Source organism: Pseudomonas sp. Xaverov 83 (assembly GCF_019352905.1).
GTDB lineage: Bacteria > Pseudomonadota > Gammaproteobacteria > Pseudomonadales > Pseudomonadaceae > Aquipseudomonas > Aquipseudomonas yamanorum.
This window is the reverse complement of record NZ_JAAAFU010000014.1, coordinates 35,282-54,561: the sequence shown is the minus strand read 5'-3', so window position 1 is coordinate 54,561 and position 19,280 is coordinate 35,282. Positions and strand designations below refer to the sequence as shown.

Sequence of the window (19,280 nt, the reverse complement as noted above, 5' to 3'; positions counted from 1 at the left end):
GCAAGAGCGTTTTGCTTACTTTTGCGCTTTTCAAAAGTGAGCCGCTGTAAGAGCGGAACCATAAGCGGCCATCACCCAAAAAACGGATATACACCCAAATCAGCTTCACGAGAAAGCACAAAGGGGACCCTAAGGTCCCCTTTAATTTGTCGTTGCGTGCTCTTTTTTTATTATTGAGGGGCGGTCTGTTGTTGTTTTTGGCAACCGTGGCCCTTTACCGCTGTTTTTGGCGACCCCCATCCGGGGTCAAGAGCAAACGTATTTTTTTGAGCGCTGATCTGCTTCTTCGCAAGCGATCCAACCAGTGGGTAGCTACCTTGAGGTAGTTTTTTTGTTCTTCTCTATCCGGTTGCGGGTTTCGGCTAGCCGTACCCTGCGAAGCACATCTTCTCCAAAAAAATCTGTTAGCTGCGTCTCTGCCGTGTTGTTTTTGTTATGTCAGAGTCGTTACGTCTTATTTTTATTAGGTTTGGTGCTTTTTATTCTTGTTATGCAATAGAGATAGCAGAAGCCGTGCCAACTTTTTAAATCCCTTTAAAATCAATAGCTTGTTTTTTTAGCGGGAAATTTCTTTCAGGAAATGCGACAAGATATGTTCCCGTGTTACCCGATGTGTAGCCGCGAGGTAACACATCGTCACAGGCGCGCTACTCAACCCGCGCTGCGAGCCTTCGCCACACGCGAACCCGTGGGGCGCCCGAGGACCGTACAAATCTGCTGACCCGCCAGAATCAGCTTGTCCATGTCGATACCCGTCTCGATGCCCAGGCCATTGAGCAGGTACAGCACATCTTCGGTCGCGACGTTACCGCTGGCACCCTTGGCATAGGGGCAGCCGCCGAGGCCTGCAATAGAGCTGTCAAACACCTGGATACCTTCCTCCAGGCTGGCGTAGATATTGGCGATGGCCTGGCCATAGGTGTCATGGAAGTGCCCGGCCAGCTTGTCCCGTGGCACCTGCGCGCCGACCACCTCGAACATCCGCCGCGTGGCGCCTGCGGTGCCGGTGCCAATGGTGTCGCCCAGGGACACCTCATAGCAGCCCATGGCAAACAGCTCGCGAGCGACTACCGCGACGTGTTCCGGGGCGACCTGACCTTCATAGGGGCAACCCAACACACACGACACATAACCCCGTACGCTCACGCCATGCTGCCTGGCCGCGTCCATGATCGGCACGAAGCGCTCCAGGCTTTCGCTGATGGAGCAGTTGATATTGCGCCGGGAAAACGCCTCGGATGCCGCCGCAAACACCGCGACTTCCTTCACGCCCGCCGCCAGCGCATCTTCAAAACCCCGCAGGTTTGGCGCCAACGCGCCATAGGTCACGCCAGGTTTGCGCTGGATCTGCGCAAACACTTCGGCCGACCCGGCCATCTGCGGCACCCACTTGGGCGACACAAAACTGCCGACTTCGATGTAACCCAGGCCGGCGGCGCTCAGGGCGTCCACCAATTGCACCTTGTCGGCGACGCTGATGGGTTGCGCTTCATTCTGCAGGCCGTCGCGCGGACCGACTTCCACCAGGCGCACATGAGAGGGAAGGGACATGGCAGCTACCTTTTATGAATGGCCAACCTGGCCCTGAATGGTCTGTTCCAGCGCCTGGGTGCACCGCTCTTCGGCGGTGTCCAGCTCCAGCTTCATCTGTTCGATGTCCAGTAACTGTTGCTCCAGTTGCTCGCGACGCTCGGCGATTTTCGCCAGCATGCTGTGCAGCTGTTTCTGGTTGCCGCTGGTGGGGTCGTAGAGTTCGATCAGCTCCCGGCACTCGGCCAGGGAAAAACCGATGCGCTTGCCCCGCAGGATCAACTTCAGGCTGACCTTGTCCCGGGGCGAGTAAATGCGCTCCTGGCCCCGGCGTTCCGGGGACAGCAGGCCTTGTTCTTCATAGAAGCGAATGGCGCGGGTGGTGATGTCGAGCTCGCGGGCGAGGTCGGAGATGCTGTAGGTCGTGCTCATGGTGGCGCTCAAGGAGTGTCTTGAGCGTTAAGCTAATGGGTGCTTGACGTTAACGTCAAGCAGCAGCTCAAGCCTGCTGCTTATCCAGCTTCTTCTCATGGGCGGTCACCTGCTGGCACAACTCGATCATTTGCTCGCGCATCCAGCGGTTGGCCGGGTCCTGGTCGGTGCTTTCATGCCAGTACAGATGGGTTTCCACCATGGGCACATCATTTACCGGCAGGTTGAACCAGTGCAGTTCATGGCGCCGGGCAAAGCGCTCAGGCACCGTCATCACCATGTCGGTCTGCTGCAACACTTGCGAGGCCATCAGGTAGTGCTGGGAGCGCAGGGCAATCTTGCGCTGCAGGCCCATCTTGCCCAGTGCCAGGTCGACGTGGCCCAGGCCGTTGCGCCGGCTGGAGATATGAATGTGGGTCAGCGACAGATAGTCATCCAGAGTGAGCTTGTCCTTGCCTGCCATCGGATGGCCCTTGCGCATGGCGCATACATAGCGGTCTTCCATCAGCTTGACGTGGCGCACTTGCGGGTCGGTGTTGAGCGGCGCATCCACCGCAAAGTCCAGGCGACCGGCCGCCAGTTCCTTGGTGGTTTCTCGGCGCTTGGACAGGAAGCTCTCGATCACCACCGTCGGCGCCAGGCGGCGCAGGCGCTGGAACAGTGCGGGCAAGATCACCGCTTCGGTGAGGTCGGTCATGCTGATGCGGTAGGTCTTGGCGGCCTGTTGCGGATTGAAAATCCGGCTTTCCTGCACCGATACCCGCAGCAACGACAGCGCATTACGCACCGGGCCGATGATGTTCTGGGCCATGGGCGTGGGCACCATGCCTTGGGCGGTGCGCACGAACAACGGGTCGTTGAACGTCTCCCGCAGGCGGGCCAGAGCGTTCGACACTGCCGGCTGGGTAATCCCGACAATCTGCCCGGCGCGGGTCAGGTTGGCTTCGGTGTAGATCGCGTCAAAGACGATGAAGAGGTTGAGGTCGACCTTGCTCAGATTCATTTCGCTGCGCTCTTATTGTTAGGTGTCCATACGCCGATCATATATCGGTGATGAATGTTAATACACGCCGAGAATAGGCTAGGTAAATTATCAACGCTGTTCTAGCATCGATTCATGACCTCAACAACCTCCATTGAGAAGGTGCTGCCCATGGATTTCGCCTATTCGCCCAAGGTTCAGGAACTGCGTGAACGCGTTACCGCGTTCATGGACGCTTACGTCTACCCGGCCGAGCCTGTGTTTGAACGCCAGGTTGCCGAAGGTGACCGCTGGCAGCCCACTGCGATCATGGAGGAGTTGAAAGCCAAGGCTAAAGCCGAAGGCCTGTGGAACCTGTTCCTGCCGGAATCCGAACTGGGCGCCGGGCTGACCAACCTGGAATACGCTCCCCTGGCAGAAATCATGGGCCGCTCCTTGTTGGGGCCGGAGCCGTTCAACTGCTCGGCACCGGATACCGGCAACATGGAAGTGCTGGTGCGCTACGCCAACGAAGAGCAAAAGCAGCGCTGGCTGGAGCCGTTGCTGCGCGGCGAGATCCGCTCGGCATTCGCCATGACTGAGCCGGACGTGGCGTCCTCCGATGCCACCAACATGGCGGCCCGTGCGGTACGTGACGGCGACGAGTGGGTGATCAACGGTAAAAAATGGTGGACCTCCGGCGCCTGCGACCCGCGCTGCAAAATCCTGATCTTCATGGGCCTGAGTAACCCGGATGCGCCGCGTCATCAGCAGCACTCGATGATCCTGGTGCCGGTGGATGCGCCGGGTGTGAAAATCGTACGTCCGCTGCCGGTGTTCGGCTACGACGATGCGCCCCATGGTCACGCCGAAGTGCTGTTTGAAAACGTCCGGGTGCCTTACGAAAACGTCCTGCTGGGCGAAGGCCGGGGTTTTGAAATTGCTCAAGGTCGCCTTGGCCCGGGCCGTATCCACCACTGCATGCGCTCCATCGGCATGGCCGAGCGTGCGCTGGAATTGATGTGCAAGCGTTCCGTCAGCCGGACTGCATTCGGCAAACCGCTGGCCCGCCTGGGTGGCAACATCGACAAGATCGCTGACTCGCGGATGGAAATCGACATGGCGCGCCTGCTGACCTTAAAAGCCGCCTACATGATGGACACTGTGGGCAACAAGGTCGCGAAAAGCGAAATCGCCCAGATCAAAGTGGTAGCGCCGAACGTGGCGTTGAAGGTGATCGACCGTGCGATCCAGATCCACGGTGGCGCCGGTGTCTCCAATGACTTCCCGCTGGCCTACATGTACGCCATGCAGCGCACCCTGCGCCTGGCTGACGGCCCGGACGAAGTGCACCGCGCGGCGATCGGCAAGTTCGAGATCGGCAAGTACGTGCCGCGGGAGATGATGCGCAGCGGCCAGTAACACCGAGGTGTCTTCATCGCAGGCAAGCCAGCTCCCACAGGGGAATGCAGTCAACTGTGGGAGCCGGGCTTGCCCGCGATGAGGCCAGTCGGGGCAATAAAGATCTTTAAGTCCTCAATACACCCAAACCTCCACCCGCCGATTCTTGATCCTTCCCTCATCCGCCGTATTTGCCGCCACGGGCATCTCGGCACCGAACCCCTGAATGTCCCTCAGCACCACGCCGCTTTTAACCAGTTCCCGTCGCACCGCCATCGCCCGCAACTTCGACAACAGCGCCGCCCGCTGAGCATCACTCTTGGCATCCCCAAACCCCACCAGCGTCACCTGCTTGTCCAGCTTGCCGTGGCTCTTTATATAAGCCACCACCCGCATCAAGTCCTGGCGCGCCTTGTTGTCGAGGCTGGCGCTGCCTTCCTCAAACCGGAAATTCACGGTCAGCCGCTGCGCCTGCCGGGCGATCGCCTGGTAATCCTCTGGCATTGGCGCCCGCGGCTCCACCGCCATGGCTTGCACCTGTTGGGCGATAAAGCCGTTGGCGGCCACAATCGCCTGGCCCTTGCTGCTTTGCGCAAAGTCCACCAAGGCCTTGGCCCAGGGATTGTGCTCAACCGGCGGCAAATAGAAGAACAGCCGGCGTGACAGCGGGTAATCCTCGGTGGCAATCAGGCTGCTCAATGGCAGCATGGGTTGCGAGTCGCCATCGACAATGGCAACTGCCTTGGCCTGGCGCACATAAGGCAACCCGATAAAACCGATACCCTGCGGGTCACGGCTGACGGCATCCGACAATTCCTCGCTGGACTCGAACCGCTTGGCGCTGCCATCCAGTGCCTTGCCGCGACGGCTGAGCACCAGTTCCTTGAAAGTATCGTAGGTGCCGGACTGATCGTCCCGCGCGTACAAGTGAATCTTGCCGCCGATGCCGCCCAGTTGCTCCCAGCTCGAGACTTCGCCGCTGAAAATCTGCGCCAGTTGCTCGGTGTTCAACGTACCCAACGGGTTGCGCGGGTTGAGGATGATTGCCAGCCCGTCAATGGCGATGACTTGTTCGGCATCCGGACTCTTCAGGTCGCCGAGGGATTCCAGATCCACCAGTTCACTGTCCTTGATCGGCCGGGAAGACGCCGCAAGATCGGCGCTGGCTTTTTTCAGGGCCGCGAACCCGGTGCTGGAACCATGGGCGGCCACTTCCACCGTCACCTTCTGGCCCTGGCGAGTCTTGCCGACGATGTGCTGTTCGTTGGCCTGGTCAGATGGCTCACTGTGCACCGCTTGCAGCCCCTGTTGCTCCATCAGCCCCTTGACCAGCGCCGGACCAAGCGCCGCGCCGATGGTGTTGGAACCCTGGATGCGCAAGGCCGGGCCATATTCGGGGAAGGGCAGTGGGGTAGAAAAAGCGGCGAGGGGAAATGCGCTGAGCAGGGCCAGCAGGGATAGAACGCGCAGCATCATGCCGGCACCTTCTCAAGCCAAAGGGAGTGCCGCGAGATTAAGTCAGGCAGGTTGCATAAATGTGACGAGGGCCGGCTTCCCGACCCTCAGTGCTGAATCAGCTCAATTCCAGCCAGATCGGCGCATGATCGGAGGGTTTTTCCATGCCGCGCAGGTCGTAATCCACACCGGCATCCTTCACCCGGGGCAGCAGCCCTTGGGAGGCCAGGATCACGTCGATCCGCAGCCCGCGCTTTGGCTCGTCTTCAAAACCACGGCTGCGGTAATCGAACCAGCTGAAGCGGTCCGCCACGTCCGGGTTGAGGTGGCGGAAGCTGTCCACCAGGCCCCAGTTCTTCAGGCGCGCCATCCACTCGCGTTCTTCCGGCAGAAAGCTGCATTTGCCGGTCTTCAGCCAGCGCTTGGCGTTGTCGGCGCCGATACCGATGTCGCAATCTTCCGGGGAGATATTCACATCGCCCATCACGACCACGGCCTGGTCATTGCTGAACTGCGACTCCAGCAAGGTTTGCAGGTCCTCGTAGAAGCGCTGCTTGGCCGGGAATTTGGTGGGGTGGTCGCGGCTTTCGCCCTGTGGGAAATAGCCGTTCATGATGGTAATCGGGTTGCCGTTGGCGTCGGCGAAGGTGCCCCAGATGAAGCGGCGCTGGGCGTCTTCTTCGTCACTGGCAAAACCTTTATGCAGCGCCAGCGGTTCCTGGCGCGAGAGCAGGGCGACACCGTAGTGGCCTTTCTGCCCGTGGTAATACACGTGATAGCCCAGGGCCTTGATCTCATCCAGCGGGAACTGGTCGTCGTGGACCTTGGTTTCCTGCAGGCCGATCACGTCCGGCTGATGTTTCTCGATCAGTGCCGCCAGCTGATGAGGGCGGGCACGCAGCCCGTTGATATTGAAAGACACGATTTTCATGGTCGGCGGTCCAGTCTGGCAAAAGGGCGATGCTAGCCGACAATGTAGGACGGGAGCCAGTCTTGTAGCCGCTGCCGAGGCACAAGGCTGCGTTGGGCTGCGAAGCGACGCCCGGTGGCTACACTGAACGAAACAGTGCCGCAGACGTTCGTAATAACAAGAGCGCAACCTTTTGAGTCAGCGCCCAGGGGAGATTCACTGTTATGCCTGACACCTCGACTGCCATCGCCCAGATCCACATGCTCGACAGCGGCTATTCCCGCGAAGCCCGTTCGCTGTTGTACCAGGCCTATCGCCATGAGCCGACGTTCGCCTATATCTTCGAAGCCGAACGTCCCGGCTACGAACAGCGAGTCCGCGCCACGGTGCGTGAACTGGTCAAGCAACACTTCTTCCAGAAACTGCCGGCCATTGGCCTGTTGGTCAACGACCGGCTGATCGGCATCGCCCTGATCGCGCCACCGACCCGCCGCCTGGGCATCACCGAAAGCTGGGCCTGGCAGTTACGGATGTGGCTGAGCACCGGTGTGCGCGGCACTCGGCGCTACCTGGAATACCATCAGGCGGTGCTGGCGTGCCTGCCCTCAGATTCGGTGCATGTGCTGCCGTTGCTGGGGATTCACCCGCAATTCCAGGGCAAACGCTACGGTGAGCAATTGCTGGAAGCGGTGCACAACTGGTGCGCCGAAGACCCGCATTCCTCCGGCGTGGTGCTGGATACGGGGAATTCTCGCTATCTGGAGTTCTATAAGCGCCAGGGCTACGAAGAGATTGGCGAGGTGGCGGTAGGACCTGTTCTGGAACACGTGTTCTTTCACGCAAATCCGCAGGTGTTACAGGCTGCAACGGTTTGAGACAGAATTATTCAGACAAATCCGGGTTCTAACCCGCTCCCAAGCTCGTGTAGCATCCCGGCCTATGAAGTTTCCAGGAAGATTTACCAGCGGCTTGATTCTGCTGTTCACGAGCTGCGGCGCCTTGGCGCAAAGCGAATTGGATGTGCGCATCAAGCCTTCAAACGACGCGTTGAAAGCCAACATCGAAGGCTATATCGGCGGGGTCGGCGATCGTGACGAAGAAGCCCTGCTGCGGTTCAGCCGTGGCGCCGAGGAGCAGGCCCGCAAGGCCGCCCAGGCGTTGGGCTACTATCAACCGCAGATTGCCAGCGATGTGAAGGGCGGCAAGAACCCGCGCCTGATCCTCACCATCGACCCCGGCGAACCGGTGCATTTGCGCAATGTGACCATTCGGGTCGACGGCCAGGCCGCCGACCTCAAGGCCTTTCGCGTGCCCGCCAGCGACCAACTCAAATCCGGCGCCGTGCTCAACCACGGCAACTACGAAGACGCCAAGCGCGTCATCCAGAACCAGGCGTCACGCTACGGCTTTTTCAGCGGGCGCTTTACCAGCCAGAAACTCTCGGTCGACCCCAAGGCGGGTGTGGCCGATATCGAACTGATTTATGACAGTGGCCCACGCTACACCTTGGGCAAGGTCAGCTTTGCCGGCGATACGCCGTTTGATGAAGACTTGCTGCAACGCATGGTGCCGTTCAAGAGCGGCGCGCCTTACGACTCCGAACTGATCGCCGAACTCAACCAGAACCTGCAATCCAGCGGCTTTTTCGAAGGCGTGCGCGTGGACGCCGCCCCGGCGGCCTCGACCAATGACGTGATCCCGGTGGCCGTGCAACTCGAAACCCGCAAGCCGCGCACCATGGGCCTGGGCCTTGGCTACTCGACCGACGTCGGTCCACGGGGCAAGGCCAACTGGACGCGCCACTGGGTCAACCCCCAGGGCCACAGTTATGGCTGGGAAGCCGAGCTGTCGGCGCCCCGGCAGAACGTCGGTCTGTGGTACGACATTCCCATGGACCCGCCGCTCACCGACAAACTGCGTTTCGCCGGCGGTTACCAGAATGAGGAAATCGCCAACACCGACACCCTGAGTAAACTGCTCACCCTCGGCCCCGAGTGGCACAGCAAGTTGCCCAGCGGTTGGACGCGGGTGATTTCGCTCAAGTGGCAGCGCGAAGAATATCGCCTGGGCAACGACTCGGGCCTGAGTACGTTGCTGATGCCGGGTATCAGTTATTCCTACCTGCGCAGCGACAACCGCATCGACCCGCACAATGGCTATCGCCTGCTGTTCGACGCCAAGGTCGCCAAGGAAGGCCTGGGTTCCGACACCAACCTGCTTTACGGCACGGCGACGATCAAGGGCTTGACCACCCTGTGGGACAACCACCGCTTCCTGGCGCGGGCGCAGTTTGGTGGCAGTGCCACCAACGGCTACAAATCCGTGCCGCCGTCGTTGCGCTTTTTTGCCGGTGGCGACCAGAGCGTACGGGGTTACGAGTACCAGACCCTGTCCCCGGAAAACGATCGTGGCGACCGCATTGGTGGCCGCTACATGGTGGCCCTGAGCGCCGAGTATCAATATTCCATCGCCGAAAAATGGCGGATCGCGACCTTTATCGACCAAGGCAACTCGTTCAACACCCTGGAAATGCCGAGCCTGAAAACCGGCGTGGGTGTGGGCGTGCGCTGGGTGTCGCCGGTCGGCCCGATCCGCCTCGACCTGGCCCATGCCCTCGAAGATCCGGGCGGCATTCGTTTGCACTTTTCCATGGGGCCTGAGCTGTGATGCGTGGTTTGAAAATAGCGGGGCTGGCCATTCTGGCGGTCCTCGCGGTGATAGTGCTGGCACTGTGGACGGTGCTGGGTACCCAAGCCGGCAGCCGTTGGGTGCTGGGGCAGGTGCCGGGTTTGACCCTGGAGAATTTCCAGGGTCGCCTGGGCGGGCAGTGGAGTGCCGACCATCTGTTATGGCAGCAAGGCAGCCGCCGCGTGGAGCTGCAGGCACCGAAGTTCGACTGGTCGCCGGCCTGTTTGATGCGCATGACCTTGTGCATCAACCAGCTGGATGTGGAGCAGGTGAACCTGCAATTTCCACCCAGCACCGAAGAAAGCAGCGGCCCGATTACCCTGCCGGACTTGAAACTGCCAGTCGCCATTCAGTTGGGCGACATCCGCATCGGCAGCCTGCTGTTCAATGGCAGCGAAGAGCTCCAGGGCCTGCAACTGGCGGCGCACTGGACTGCCGCCGGGATGCAGATCGACTCGGTGCACCTGCAACGGGACGGTTTGGTCCTTGACCTGTCCGGCCTGCTGCAACCCACCGGCAATTGGCCGCTGGCCGCCAGCGGCAACCTGAGCCTGCCTTACGCGCCGGGCGGTGCGCCCTGGACGCTGGCGCTCAAGGTCGATGGCGATTTGCTCAAGACCCTCAAGCTCAATGCCGACAGCAGCGGCTACCTCCCGGCCAAACTCAGCGGCGAACTGCAACCGCTGGTGGAAAACCTGCCGGCGCAACTGCACATCACCGCCGACGGCTTCAAACCCAGCGCCGATCTGCCCGATACCCTGCAACTCAATCAGCTGGACCTGACGGCCAAGGGCGACCTGAGCAACGGTTACCAACTGCTCGGCAAAGCCGTCCTGCCGGCGGAAAAAGGCCCGGTGGACCTGCTGCTGCAAGGCAAGGTCGACGCCAAGGGCGCGCAGATCGCCGGGCTGGACCTGAATGCCGGCGACAAGCAAAGCCTCAAGGTCAGTGCCAATCTGGACTGGCAGCAAGGCTTCAGCGCCGACGCGAAAATCGACTGGCTGGATTTCCCCTGGTATCGCCTGTACCCGGTGATCGACGAACCCCAAGTCGCCTTGCGTACCTTCAATGGCGAAGTCTCCTACAAGGACGGCAACTACCTGGGCAACTTCAAGGCCGACCTCGACGGCCCGGCGGGCAAGTTCAGCCTGGCCAGCCCGTTCAGCGGCGACCTCAAGCAAGTGTTCCTCCCCGAGCTGAAACTCGCCGCCGGCCAGGGCAAGGCCGAAGGCCACCTGAACCTGCAATTTGCCGATGGCATCGCCTGGGATACTGCGCTGGACCTGTCGGCCATCAACCCGGCGTACTGGGTCGCGGAACTGCCGGGTACTCTGGCCGGCCCGCTGCGCAGCAAGGGTGAAATGAAGAACGAGCAACTCAAGCTCAATGCCGACCTCGACCTCAAGGGCCGTTTGCGCGGCCAACCCGCCGTGCTTCAGGCCAAAGCCGAAGGCGCAGGCGAGCAGTGGACCCTCGGCGCCCTCGACATCCGCCTCGGCGACAACCGCATCTATGGCAGCGGCAGCCTGCAACAACGGCTTGCTGGGCAGATCGACATCAAACTGACGCGCCTCGCCCAACTCTGGCCGCAACTGCGCGGGCAGATGAACGGCCGCCTCGACGTCGCCGGCACTCTGCACGCACCCCAAGGCAAGCTCAACCTGGTGGGCCAACAACTGGCGTTCGAAGACAACCGTCTGCAAAACCTGACCCTGGACGCAAACCTCGATACCGCCCAGCGCGCCAAAATCGACTTGAAGGGCAGTGGCATCCAGGCCGGTGAAACCCAGCTCGGCACCTTCACTGCCAGCGCCCAGGGCGATATCAAGAGCCAGAAGGTCCAACTCGACCTGGCCGGCCCCTTGCTCAAGCTGGCCCTGGCCCTGGACGGCAACCTCGACAAAGGCAACTGGCGCGGGCGCCTGGCCAGCGGCGATGTGCAAGCCGGTGGCCAGGACTGGAAGCTGCAAGCCCCGGCGAAAATCGAGCGCCTGGCCGACGGCAAGCTGACCTTTGCTGCCCATTGCTGGGTCTCCGGCCCGGCGAGCCTGTGCGGTGAAGACCAGCGCCTGATGCCAGAGCCCAAGCTGCGTTACCACCTCAAGCAGTTCCCCATCGACAGCCTGGCCCAGTGGTTGCCCAAGGATTTCGCCTGGCAGGGCAAGCTCAATGCCGACGTGCAACTCGACTTGCCTGCCAGCGGCCCCAAAGGCGTGGTCTCGGTGGACGCCAGTGGCGGCACCCTGCGGGTCAAGGACAAGGATCAGTGGCTGGATTTCCCCTACGACACGCTGAAGCTGGAAACCACCCTCAACCCCACGCGCATCGACACCCAGCTCAATTTCCGTGGCGGCAAGCTCGGCGAATTGCTGTTGCAGGCGCAGCTCAATCCGCTGGCGAAGAACAAGCCGATCACCGGTAACTTCACCCTGACCGGCCTTGATCTCGCCGTCGCGCGACCCTTTGTACCCATGGTCGAGAAACTCAACGGCAAGCTCAACGGTAACGGGCGAATCGCCGGCAGCCTGCTGGCGCCTCAGGTCAACGGCAGCGTCAACCTGGTCGGCGGCGAAATCTCCGGCCCGGAACTGCCCACCAGTTTCGAAGGCCTGAATATCCAGGCGGTGATTGCCGGCGAAAGCGTGCAACTCAGCGGCGGATGGCGCAGCGGCAAGGCCGGGCAGGGCACTATCAAGGGCCAGATCGATTGGGGTCAGGCCCTGGCGGTGGACATCGCCCTGCAAGGCACGCAACTGCCGGTTACCGTGGAGCCGTACGCGGCCCTGGAAGTGGAACCCGACCTGAAAATCAGCATGAAGAACGACAAGCTGGCGATCTCCGGCAAGGTGCAGATTCCCAGGGGCGAGATCACTGTGCGCGAACTGCCGCCGTCGACGGTCAAGGTCTCGGATGACACCGTGATCGTCGGCAGCCAGACCGAAGAGGGCAAGCCGCCCATGGCCATGGCGATGGACATCGACGTGGAGGTCGGCAAGGACAAGCTGAGCTTCGCCGGGTTTGGCCTCACCGCCAACCTGCAAGGCCACGTGCACATCGGCGACAACATGGACACCCGTGGCGAACTGTGGCTCAACGACGGCCGCTACCGCGCCTACGGCCAGCGCCTCACGGTGCGTCGTGCGCGGCTACTGTTCGCCGGGCCGCTTGACCAGCCGTTCCTGGATATCGAAGCGGTGCGGATAACTACCGAGCCGTCCCGGACCGTCACCGCCGGTATTCGTCTGAGCGGCAGTGCCGAGCAGCCGACGACGCAAATCTTCTCGGAGCCGGCGATGGCCCAGGAGGATGCCTTGTCTTACCTGGTGTTGGGGCGATCACGCACCACCAACGGTGAGGACAACAACATGCTGGCAGAAGCGGCGCTGGGTCTTGGGTTGATGGGCAGTGCCGGGGTCACTTCGGACATCGCCAAGAACCTGGGCATCCAGGACTTTGAACTGGACACCCAGGGCAGCGGCACCAATACCGCCGTGGTGGCCAGCGGCAAGATTTCGGAGAAGCTCAGCCTGCGTTATGGCGTCGGGGTTTTTGAACCGGCCAACACCATTGCCTTGCGCTACCTGCTGAGCAAGAAGGTGTACCTGGAAGTGGCCAGCGGTGTGGCCAGCTCCCTGGATATTTTCTACAAGCGCGATTTCTGATCGGTACACGTTCAGGGTGGGAGCCCGGCTCCCACCCTTTATCGGCTAATTAGCAAGCAACCTAACTATTCGTTTGACATTCGCTGCCTAGGCAGTAACATCGTGTCACACATTCACTGCTTAGGCAGTTAATAGGCTGGTCACGATGAAGCACTTCACCCCCGAAAACTTTCACAACTGCCACCTCGGCTTGCTGCTGGGCCGGGCTGCGCTGCTTAAAGACAAGATCATCGACACCCACATGGAACCCCACGGCATCACGGCCGCGCAGTTCAAGGTGTTGATCATCATGGCCCAGTACGGCGTCGACACCCCGGCCGAACTGTGCCGCAACCTGTCCCTGGACAGCGGCTCCATGACCCGCATGCTCGACCGCCTGGAACAGAAGGACCTGCTGGCGCGCAAGCGCTCCGAGCAGGACCGGCGCCAGGTGCAGTTGGTGCTGACCGCGGAAGGCCAGCGCGTGGCCGACATGCTGCCGCACATTGGTGCCCAGGCCTTGAACCAGTTGGCAGGCGCGCTGGAGCCGGGTGAATTGCAAACCCTGGAAAAAATCTTGAAGAAAATTCTGATAGCTGCGGGTGACCCCATCACCATTCAGCGGGTAGGTGGTGCATGAACAATCGCTCCTTGCGTGCCGGCCTCAGCCTCGTGCTGGTGGCCATGACTATGGCCGGTTGTGCCAATTTCAGCGGCTTGAACACAGAAGGCAAACGCCTCGAAGCCAATAACCTGCAAACCGGCAAATCCCTCAGCGGCGTGACCCTGTCCACCGCCGCCTGGCCCACCGCCGACTGGTGGAAAGGCCTTGGCGACCCACAACTCGACGGCCTGATCCAGGAAGCCCTGCAGAACAGCCCCGACATGCAAGTGGCCAGCGCCCGCGCCCACCAGGCCGAAGCCGCTGCCTATGCTGCCGACGCCGACCGCATGCCAACCCTGGATGCCAGCGCCGGGGTCAGCCGTTCACGCTTGGCCAAGGACCAGGACCCACAAGGGGTCGGCGGCACTTACGCCACCGTGCGCAACATCGGCGCCAGCTTCAATTACAACTTTGACCTTTGGGGTGGCCAGCGTGCCGCCTGGGAAGCCGCGCTGGGCCAGGCCCGCGCCGCCGAAGTCGACCAACAGGCCGCGCGCCTGACCCTCGCAGCCAACGTCGCCAAGGCCTACAGCGACCTAGGTCAGGCCCATATCGTGCGCGACCTGGCCAATGATGACCTCAAGCGCACCCGGCAAATGCTCGACCTGGGCAAGCGTCGCCTGAACTCCGGGATCGACAGCCAGTACCAGTACCAGCAAACCGAGAGCCTGGAAGCCAGCTCCCAGTCGCAACTGATCGATGCGGAAAAACAACTGCAGAGCGCCAAGATCGCCCTCGCCGTGTTGCTCGGCAAAGGTCCGGATCGCGGCAGCGAACTGGTACGCCCCAACGTGCTCAAGCCCAGCGCGGTTGCCGTGCCTTCCGTATTGCCTGCCGAGCTGGTGGGCCGTCGTCCGGACCTGATCGCCGCACGCTGGCGTGTCGAGGCTGCAAGCAAGAACATCGATGCCAGCAAGACCCGTTTCTACCCCAACCTCAACCTGAGCGCGAGCGCCGGGGCCGAGTCGTTGCTGGGGGATGCGATGTTTGGTTCGGCCAGCCGCTTCTTCAGCATAGCGCCGACCATCTCGCTGCCGATCTTCGACGGCGGCCGCCTGCGCGCCGACCTCGACGCTCGCGACGCCGACTACGACCTGGCCGTGGCCCAGTACAACAAAACCCTGGTGCAAGCCTTGGGCGATATCGGCAACTCCCTCTCGCAATTGCGCGAGACCGGCCGGCAGATCCAGGCCCAGCAACACGCCGCTGACATTGCCCAGCAGTCCTACGACACCGGCGTCCAGCGTTACAGCTCGGGTATCGGTAATTACCTGGACGTGCTCAGCATCGAACAGCAATTACTCCAGGCCCAACGTCAGTTGGCCACCCTGAATGCCGAGCAGATCGATCTTTCGATTCAACTGATGCAGGCCCTGGGCGGCGGTTTCCACGCCGATAACGTGGCCTCGACCACCCCAGTCACGCGCACTGAATAATTCAAGGTACTTGTCATGGCCACTGCCGAAACCAGCAACAACGCTCCTGAAACAAAAAAGCCTGAACAACCGTCCACCAGCAACCCGCGCAAACGCAAAGTCATGCTGTTTGTGTTGGCACTGATCGTTATCCTCGGCGTCCTGGGCGTATGGGGTTGGTACGAACTGTATGGCCGCTTCAGCGAAAGCACCGACGACGCCTACGTCAACGGCAACGTGGTGGAAATTACCCCACTGGTCACCGGTACCGTGGTGAGCATCGGTGCCGACGACGGCGACCTGGTCCATGAAGGCCAGGTGTTGATCAACTTCGACCCCAACGACGCGGCCGTCGGCCTGCAAAGTGCCCAGGCCAACCTGGCCCGCACCGTGCGCCAAGTGCGTGGCTTGTACAGCAACGTCGATGGCATGAAGGCCCAGGTGCTGGCGCAACAAGCCAACGTGCAAAAGGCCCAGGACAACTACAACCGACGCAAGAATCTCGCCGCTGGCGGCGCGATTTCCCAGGAAGAACTGTCCCACGCCCGTGACGACCTGACCTCGGCGCAAAACGCCTTGGCCAACGTGCAGCAACAGTTCAAGACCAGCAGCGCCCTGGTGGATGACACCGTGATTTCGTCCCACCCGGACGTGCAGGCTGCCGCCGCGCAGTTGCGCCAGGCTTACCTGACCAACGCCCGCAGCACCCTGATCGCACCGGTGACCGGCTATGTGGCCAAGCGTACCGTGCAACTGGGCCAGCGGGTCCAGCCGGGCACTGCGTTGATGGCCGTGATTCCGCTGGATCAGCTGTGGATCGATGCCAACTTCAAGGAAACCCAGCTGCGCAATATGCGTATCGGCCAGCCGGTGGATATCGAATCCGACATCTACGGCAGCGACGTGAAGTTCAGCGGCACCGTGGACAGCCTCGGCGCGGGCACGGGCAGCGCGTTTGCCTTGCTGCCGGCGCAGAACGCCACCGGTAACTGGATCAAGATCGTGCAACGGGTACCGGTGCGTATCCATGTGAACGCCGAAGAGTTGGCCAAGCACCCGCTGCGTGTGGGCTTGTCCACCGTGGTCAATGTCGACCTGCACGACCAGAGCGGCCCGGTACTGGCCCAGCAGGCGCCGCAAAAGGCCTCGTTCAGCACCAACGTCTACGATCGCCAACTGGCCGAAGCTGACGCCATGATCACCCAGTTGATTCATGACAACAGCGTCGCCGCTCCAAAGGCTGCGCAACGCTAATGAGCAATAACGCCTCGTTCACGCCGCCCAGCTTGCTGATGGCCACCATCGGCTTGTCCCTGGCGACCTTCATGCAGGTGCTCGACACCACCATCGCCAACGTGGCGTTGCCGACGATTTCCGGCAACCTCGGCGTGAGTTCGGAGCAGGGCACCTGGGTCATCACTTCGTTTGCCGTGAGCAACGCCATTGCGCTGCCGCTCACCGGCTGGCTGAGCCGTCGCTTCGGCGAGGTGAAGCTGTTTCTGTGGGCCACCATCCTGTTTGTGCTGGCCTCGTTTCTCTGCGGTATTTCCACCTCGATGCCTGAGCTGATCGGCTTTCGGGTGCTGCAAGGCCTGGTTGCTGGCCCGCTGTACCCGATGACCCAGACGCTGCTGATCGCGGTCTATCCCCCCGCCAGGCGCGGCATGGCCCTGGCGTTGCTGGCGATGGTCACGGTGGTGGCGCCGATTGCCGGGCCGATCCTCGGCGGCTGGATTACCGACAGCTACAGCTGGCCGTGGATCTTCTTTATCAACGTACCCATCGGCATCTTTGCGGTGATGGTGGTGCGCTCGCAACTGAAGAAACGCCCGGTGGTCACCAGCTACCAGCCGATGGACTACGTCGGCTTGCTGAGCCTGATCGTCGGCGTCGGCGCCTTGCAGATCATCCTCGACAAGGGCAACGACCTGGACTGGTTCGAGTCGAACTTCATCATCATCGGCGCGGTGATTTCGGCCATCGCCCTGGCGGTGTTCGTGATCTGGGAAATGACCGACGAGCACCCGGTGGTCAACCTGCGGCTGTTCGCCTACCGCAACTTCCGCATCGGCACGATTGTGTTGGTGTTGGGGTATGCCGGGTTCTTCGGGATCAACCTGATCCTGCCGCAATGGCTGCAAACCCAGATGGGCTATACCGCCACCTGGGCGGGCCTGGCGGTGGCGCCCATCGGGATTCTGCCGGTGTTGATGTCGCCGTTTGTGGGCAAGTACGCGCACAAGTTCGACCTGCGTTTGCTGGCCGGGCTGGCGTTCCTGGCGATTGGCCTGAGTTGCTTCATGCGGGCAGGCTTTACCAATGAAGTCGACTTTACGCACATTGCTCTGGTGCAGCTGTTCATGGGTATCGGCGTGGCGCTGTTCTTCATGCCGACCTTGAGCATCCTGATGTCCGACCTGCCACCGGCGCAAATCGCCGACGGCGCGGGCCTGGCGACCTTCCTGCGGACCCTGGGCGGCAGCTTTGCAGCCTCGTTGACCACCTGGATCTGGATTCGCCGGGCGGACCAGCACCATGCCTACATGAGCGAAAACATGACCACCTACGACTCGGCCACTCGGGATGCCTTGCAGGCGCTCGGCGGGGCAGGGCAAAAGGCGTATGCGCAGCTTGATCAGATACTGACGAGCCAGGCGTACATGATGTCCACCGTGGATTACTTCACGTTGCTGGGGTGGATGTTCATGGCGTTGATCGTGATTGTATGGCTGGCGAAACCGCCGTTCGCGGCGAAGGCCGGGCCGGAGGCTAGCGGGCACTGATCGAAAGACCGAACTCGGTCAATGTGGGAGCTGGCTTGCCTGCGATGCAGGCACCTCGGTACATCAGATACATCGAGGTGATGCTATCGCAGGCAAGCCAGCTCCCACATTTGATTGGTGTTGTGTCTGAAGATCAGGCGCCAGGCAAGGCCAACTGTGGATTGACGAAGTCAAACGCCGCCAACGCAAACCCTTGCTCATCCACCTGCAACGCCCACCCTTGCTTGTCCCAATCCCCCAGCACAATGCGCTTGGCCGATTGCTCGCCAATCTGCAGCTTGTGAATCGCCGGGCGGTGGGTGTGGCCATGCACCAACGTACGCACGCCGAACTGCTGCATCACCCTCGGCACTTCCTCAGGTGTCACATCGACAATATCGTTGGCCTTCATCCGCACCTGGGCGCTGCTTTCACTGCGCAGCTTGCGCGCCAGCTTGTGCCGCGCGCCCAAGGGCAGGTGGCGCAGGATGAACAGGGTGATGGGGTTACGCAGGATGCGCCGCAGCTTCATATAGCCAAGGTCGCGGGTACACAGGCTGTCGCCGTGCATCAACAGCACGGGCTCGCCGTAAAACTGCACCACACTCGGGTCCTTGAGCAAGGTTGCGCCTGCGGCTTTGCAGAACGCCTTGCCGATCAGGAAATCCCGGTTGCCATGCATGATGAAAATCTGGGTGCCGCTGTCGCTCAGCTCGCGCAGAGCTTGGCAAATCGAACGCTGGAAGGGCGTCATCCCATCGTCGCCAATCCAGGCTTCAAAGAAGTCCCCCAGAATGTACAACGCCTGGGCGGAACGGGCGCGGCCGTTCAATAAATCCAGAAACGCCCGGGTTATGTCCGGGCGCTCCTCTTCCAGATGCAAATCTGAAATCAGCAATATCACTCAACGATCTCGGCTTTCTCGACGATAACGTCTTCTACCGGTACGTCCTGGTGACCTGCCTTGCCGGTGGTTTGCACACCCTTGATCTTGTCGACAACGTCGGTGCCTGCGGTGACTTTACCGAATACCGCGTAGCCCCAGCCCTGCACGTTCTTGCCGCTGTGGTTCAGGAAGGTGTTGTCGGCGACGTTGATGAAGAACTGCGCGGAGGCCGAATGCGGCTCCATGGTACGGGCCATGGCGACGGTGTACTTGTCGTTGGAAAGGCCGTTGTCCGCTTCGTTCTGGATGCTTGGACGCTTGTCTTTCTTTTCTTTCATGCCAGGCTCGAAACCGCCGCCCTGGACCATGAAGTTGCCGATGACACGGTGGAAAACAGTGTTTTCGTAGTGGCCGGCTTTAACGTACTCGATGAAGTTGGCGACGGTGATCGGCGCTTTCTCGGCGTTCAGCTCGATGACGATGTCACCGTGGTTGGTGGTCAGTTTGACTTGAGTCATGTTCACTACTCTTTCAA

15 protein-coding genes are annotated in these 19,280 nt (G+C 61.2%); 8 read left to right on the top strand and 7 right to left on the bottom strand.

Translation table 11 applies throughout. The annotated features are described in order from the left end of the window. Window positions 1–651: 651 nt before the first annotated feature. The 3 genes from K0H47_RS06565 to K0H47_RS06555 all read right to left on the bottom strand — a co-directional run bounded on the left by K0H47_RS06565 (window position 652) and on the right by K0H47_RS06555 (window position 2,965). The gene (locus K0H47_RS06565) at window positions 652–1,551 is read right to left on the bottom strand and encodes a hydroxymethylglutaryl-CoA lyase (RefSeq protein ID WP_063028668.1); all 900 of its coding nucleotides are present in this window, start codon (window positions 1,549–1,551) and stop codon (window positions 652–654) included. Between the two features lie 12 nt (window positions 1,552–1,563). Beyond that, window positions 1,564–1,962 (bottom strand): MerR family DNA-binding transcriptional regulator, encoded by a 399-nt coding sequence (locus K0H47_RS06560; RefSeq protein WP_003211806.1) that lies wholly within the window; start codon window positions 1,960–1,962, stop codon window positions 1,564–1,566. A gap of 67 nt (window positions 1,963–2,029) precedes the next feature. Then, the gene (locus tag K0H47_RS06555) at window positions 2,030–2,965 is read right to left on the bottom strand and encodes a LysR family transcriptional regulator (RefSeq protein ID WP_017476977.1); all 936 of its coding nucleotides are present in this window, start codon (window positions 2,963–2,965) and stop codon (window positions 2,030–2,032) included. 150 nt (window positions 2,966–3,115) lie between these two features. Between K0H47_RS06555 and K0H47_RS06550 the strand changes: the two genes are divergently transcribed. After that, window positions 3,116–4,345 carry an acyl-CoA dehydrogenase gene (locus K0H47_RS06550; RefSeq protein WP_063028670.1) on the top strand — a complete coding sequence of 410 codons (1,230 nt, stop codon included), beginning with the start codon at window positions 3,116–3,118 and terminating at the stop codon, window positions 4,343–4,345. Between the two features lie 114 nt (window positions 4,346–4,459). On the opposite strand, the gene K0H47_RS06545 is transcribed toward K0H47_RS06550, so the two are convergent. Beyond that, the gene (locus K0H47_RS06545; protein ID WP_219272227.1) at window positions 4,460–5,800 is read right to left on the bottom strand and encodes a substrate-binding domain-containing protein; all 1,341 of its coding nucleotides are present in this window, start codon (window positions 5,798–5,800) and stop codon (window positions 4,460–4,462) included. 97 nt (window positions 5,801–5,897) lie between these two features. Next, entirely contained in the window at window positions 5,898–6,710 is an 813-nt protein-coding gene (xthA, locus tag K0H47_RS06540) for an exodeoxyribonuclease III (protein WP_003211800.1), read from the bottom strand. 203 nt (window positions 6,711–6,913) lie between these two features. Between xthA and K0H47_RS06535 the strand changes: the two genes are divergently transcribed. From K0H47_RS06535 to K0H47_RS06505, 7 genes are all read left to right on the top strand, one after another. Next, window positions 6,914–7,564, top strand: a complete 651-nt coding sequence (locus K0H47_RS06535) for an N-acetyltransferase (protein ID WP_219272226.1) — start codon at window positions 6,914–6,916, stop codon at window positions 7,562–7,564. 64 nt (window positions 7,565–7,628) lie between these two features. Further along, entirely contained in the window at window positions 7,629–9,356 is a 1,728-nt protein-coding gene (locus tag K0H47_RS06530) for an autotransporter assembly complex family protein (RefSeq protein WP_023658973.1), read from the top strand. Beyond that, window positions 9,356–13,039 carry a translocation/assembly module TamB domain-containing protein gene (locus K0H47_RS06525; RefSeq protein WP_219272224.1) on the top strand — a complete coding sequence of 1,228 codons (3,684 nt, stop codon included), beginning with the start codon at window positions 9,356–9,358 and terminating at the stop codon, window positions 13,037–13,039. The genes K0H47_RS06530 and K0H47_RS06525 overlap by 1 nt, the downstream gene beginning before the upstream one ends. A 145-nt stretch (window positions 13,040–13,184) precedes the next feature. Continuing rightward, the gene (locus K0H47_RS06520) at window positions 13,185–13,658 is read left to right on the top strand and encodes a MarR family winged helix-turn-helix transcriptional regulator (protein ID WP_063028678.1); all 474 of its coding nucleotides are present in this window, start codon (window positions 13,185–13,187) and stop codon (window positions 13,656–13,658) included. After that, complete coding sequence (locus tag K0H47_RS06515) at window positions 13,655–15,118, top strand: efflux transporter outer membrane subunit (RefSeq protein WP_063028680.1); 1,464 nt, start codon at window positions 13,655–13,657, stop codon at window positions 15,116–15,118. Before K0H47_RS06520 ends, K0H47_RS06515 begins: the two co-directional genes overlap by 4 nt. Window positions 15,119–15,133: 15 nt before the next feature. Then, window positions 15,134–16,351: an efflux RND transporter periplasmic adaptor subunit gene (locus K0H47_RS06510; protein ID WP_219272223.1), complete on the top strand. Its 1,218-nt coding sequence runs from the start codon at window positions 15,134–15,136 to the stop codon at window positions 16,349–16,351. Further along, a complete protein-coding gene (locus K0H47_RS06505) occupies window positions 16,351–17,880 on the top strand; it encodes a DHA2 family efflux MFS transporter permease subunit (protein WP_017476985.1) in 1,530 nt (509 codons plus the stop codon). The genes K0H47_RS06510 and K0H47_RS06505 overlap by 1 nt, the downstream gene beginning before the upstream one ends. A gap of 133 nt (window positions 17,881–18,013) precedes the next feature. On the opposite strand, the gene lpxH is transcribed toward K0H47_RS06505, so the two are convergent. Continuing rightward, window positions 18,014–18,763 (bottom strand): UDP-2,3-diacylglucosamine diphosphatase, encoded by a 750-nt coding sequence (gene lpxH / locus K0H47_RS06500; RefSeq protein ID WP_177027199.1) that lies wholly within the window; start codon window positions 18,761–18,763, stop codon window positions 18,014–18,016. Continuing rightward, window positions 18,760–19,263: a peptidylprolyl isomerase gene (locus K0H47_RS06495; protein WP_017476987.1), complete on the bottom strand. Its 504-nt coding sequence runs from the start codon at window positions 19,261–19,263 to the stop codon at window positions 18,760–18,762. Before K0H47_RS06495 ends, lpxH begins: the two co-directional genes overlap by 4 nt. Between the last annotated feature and the right edge of the window lie 17 nt (window positions 19,264–19,280).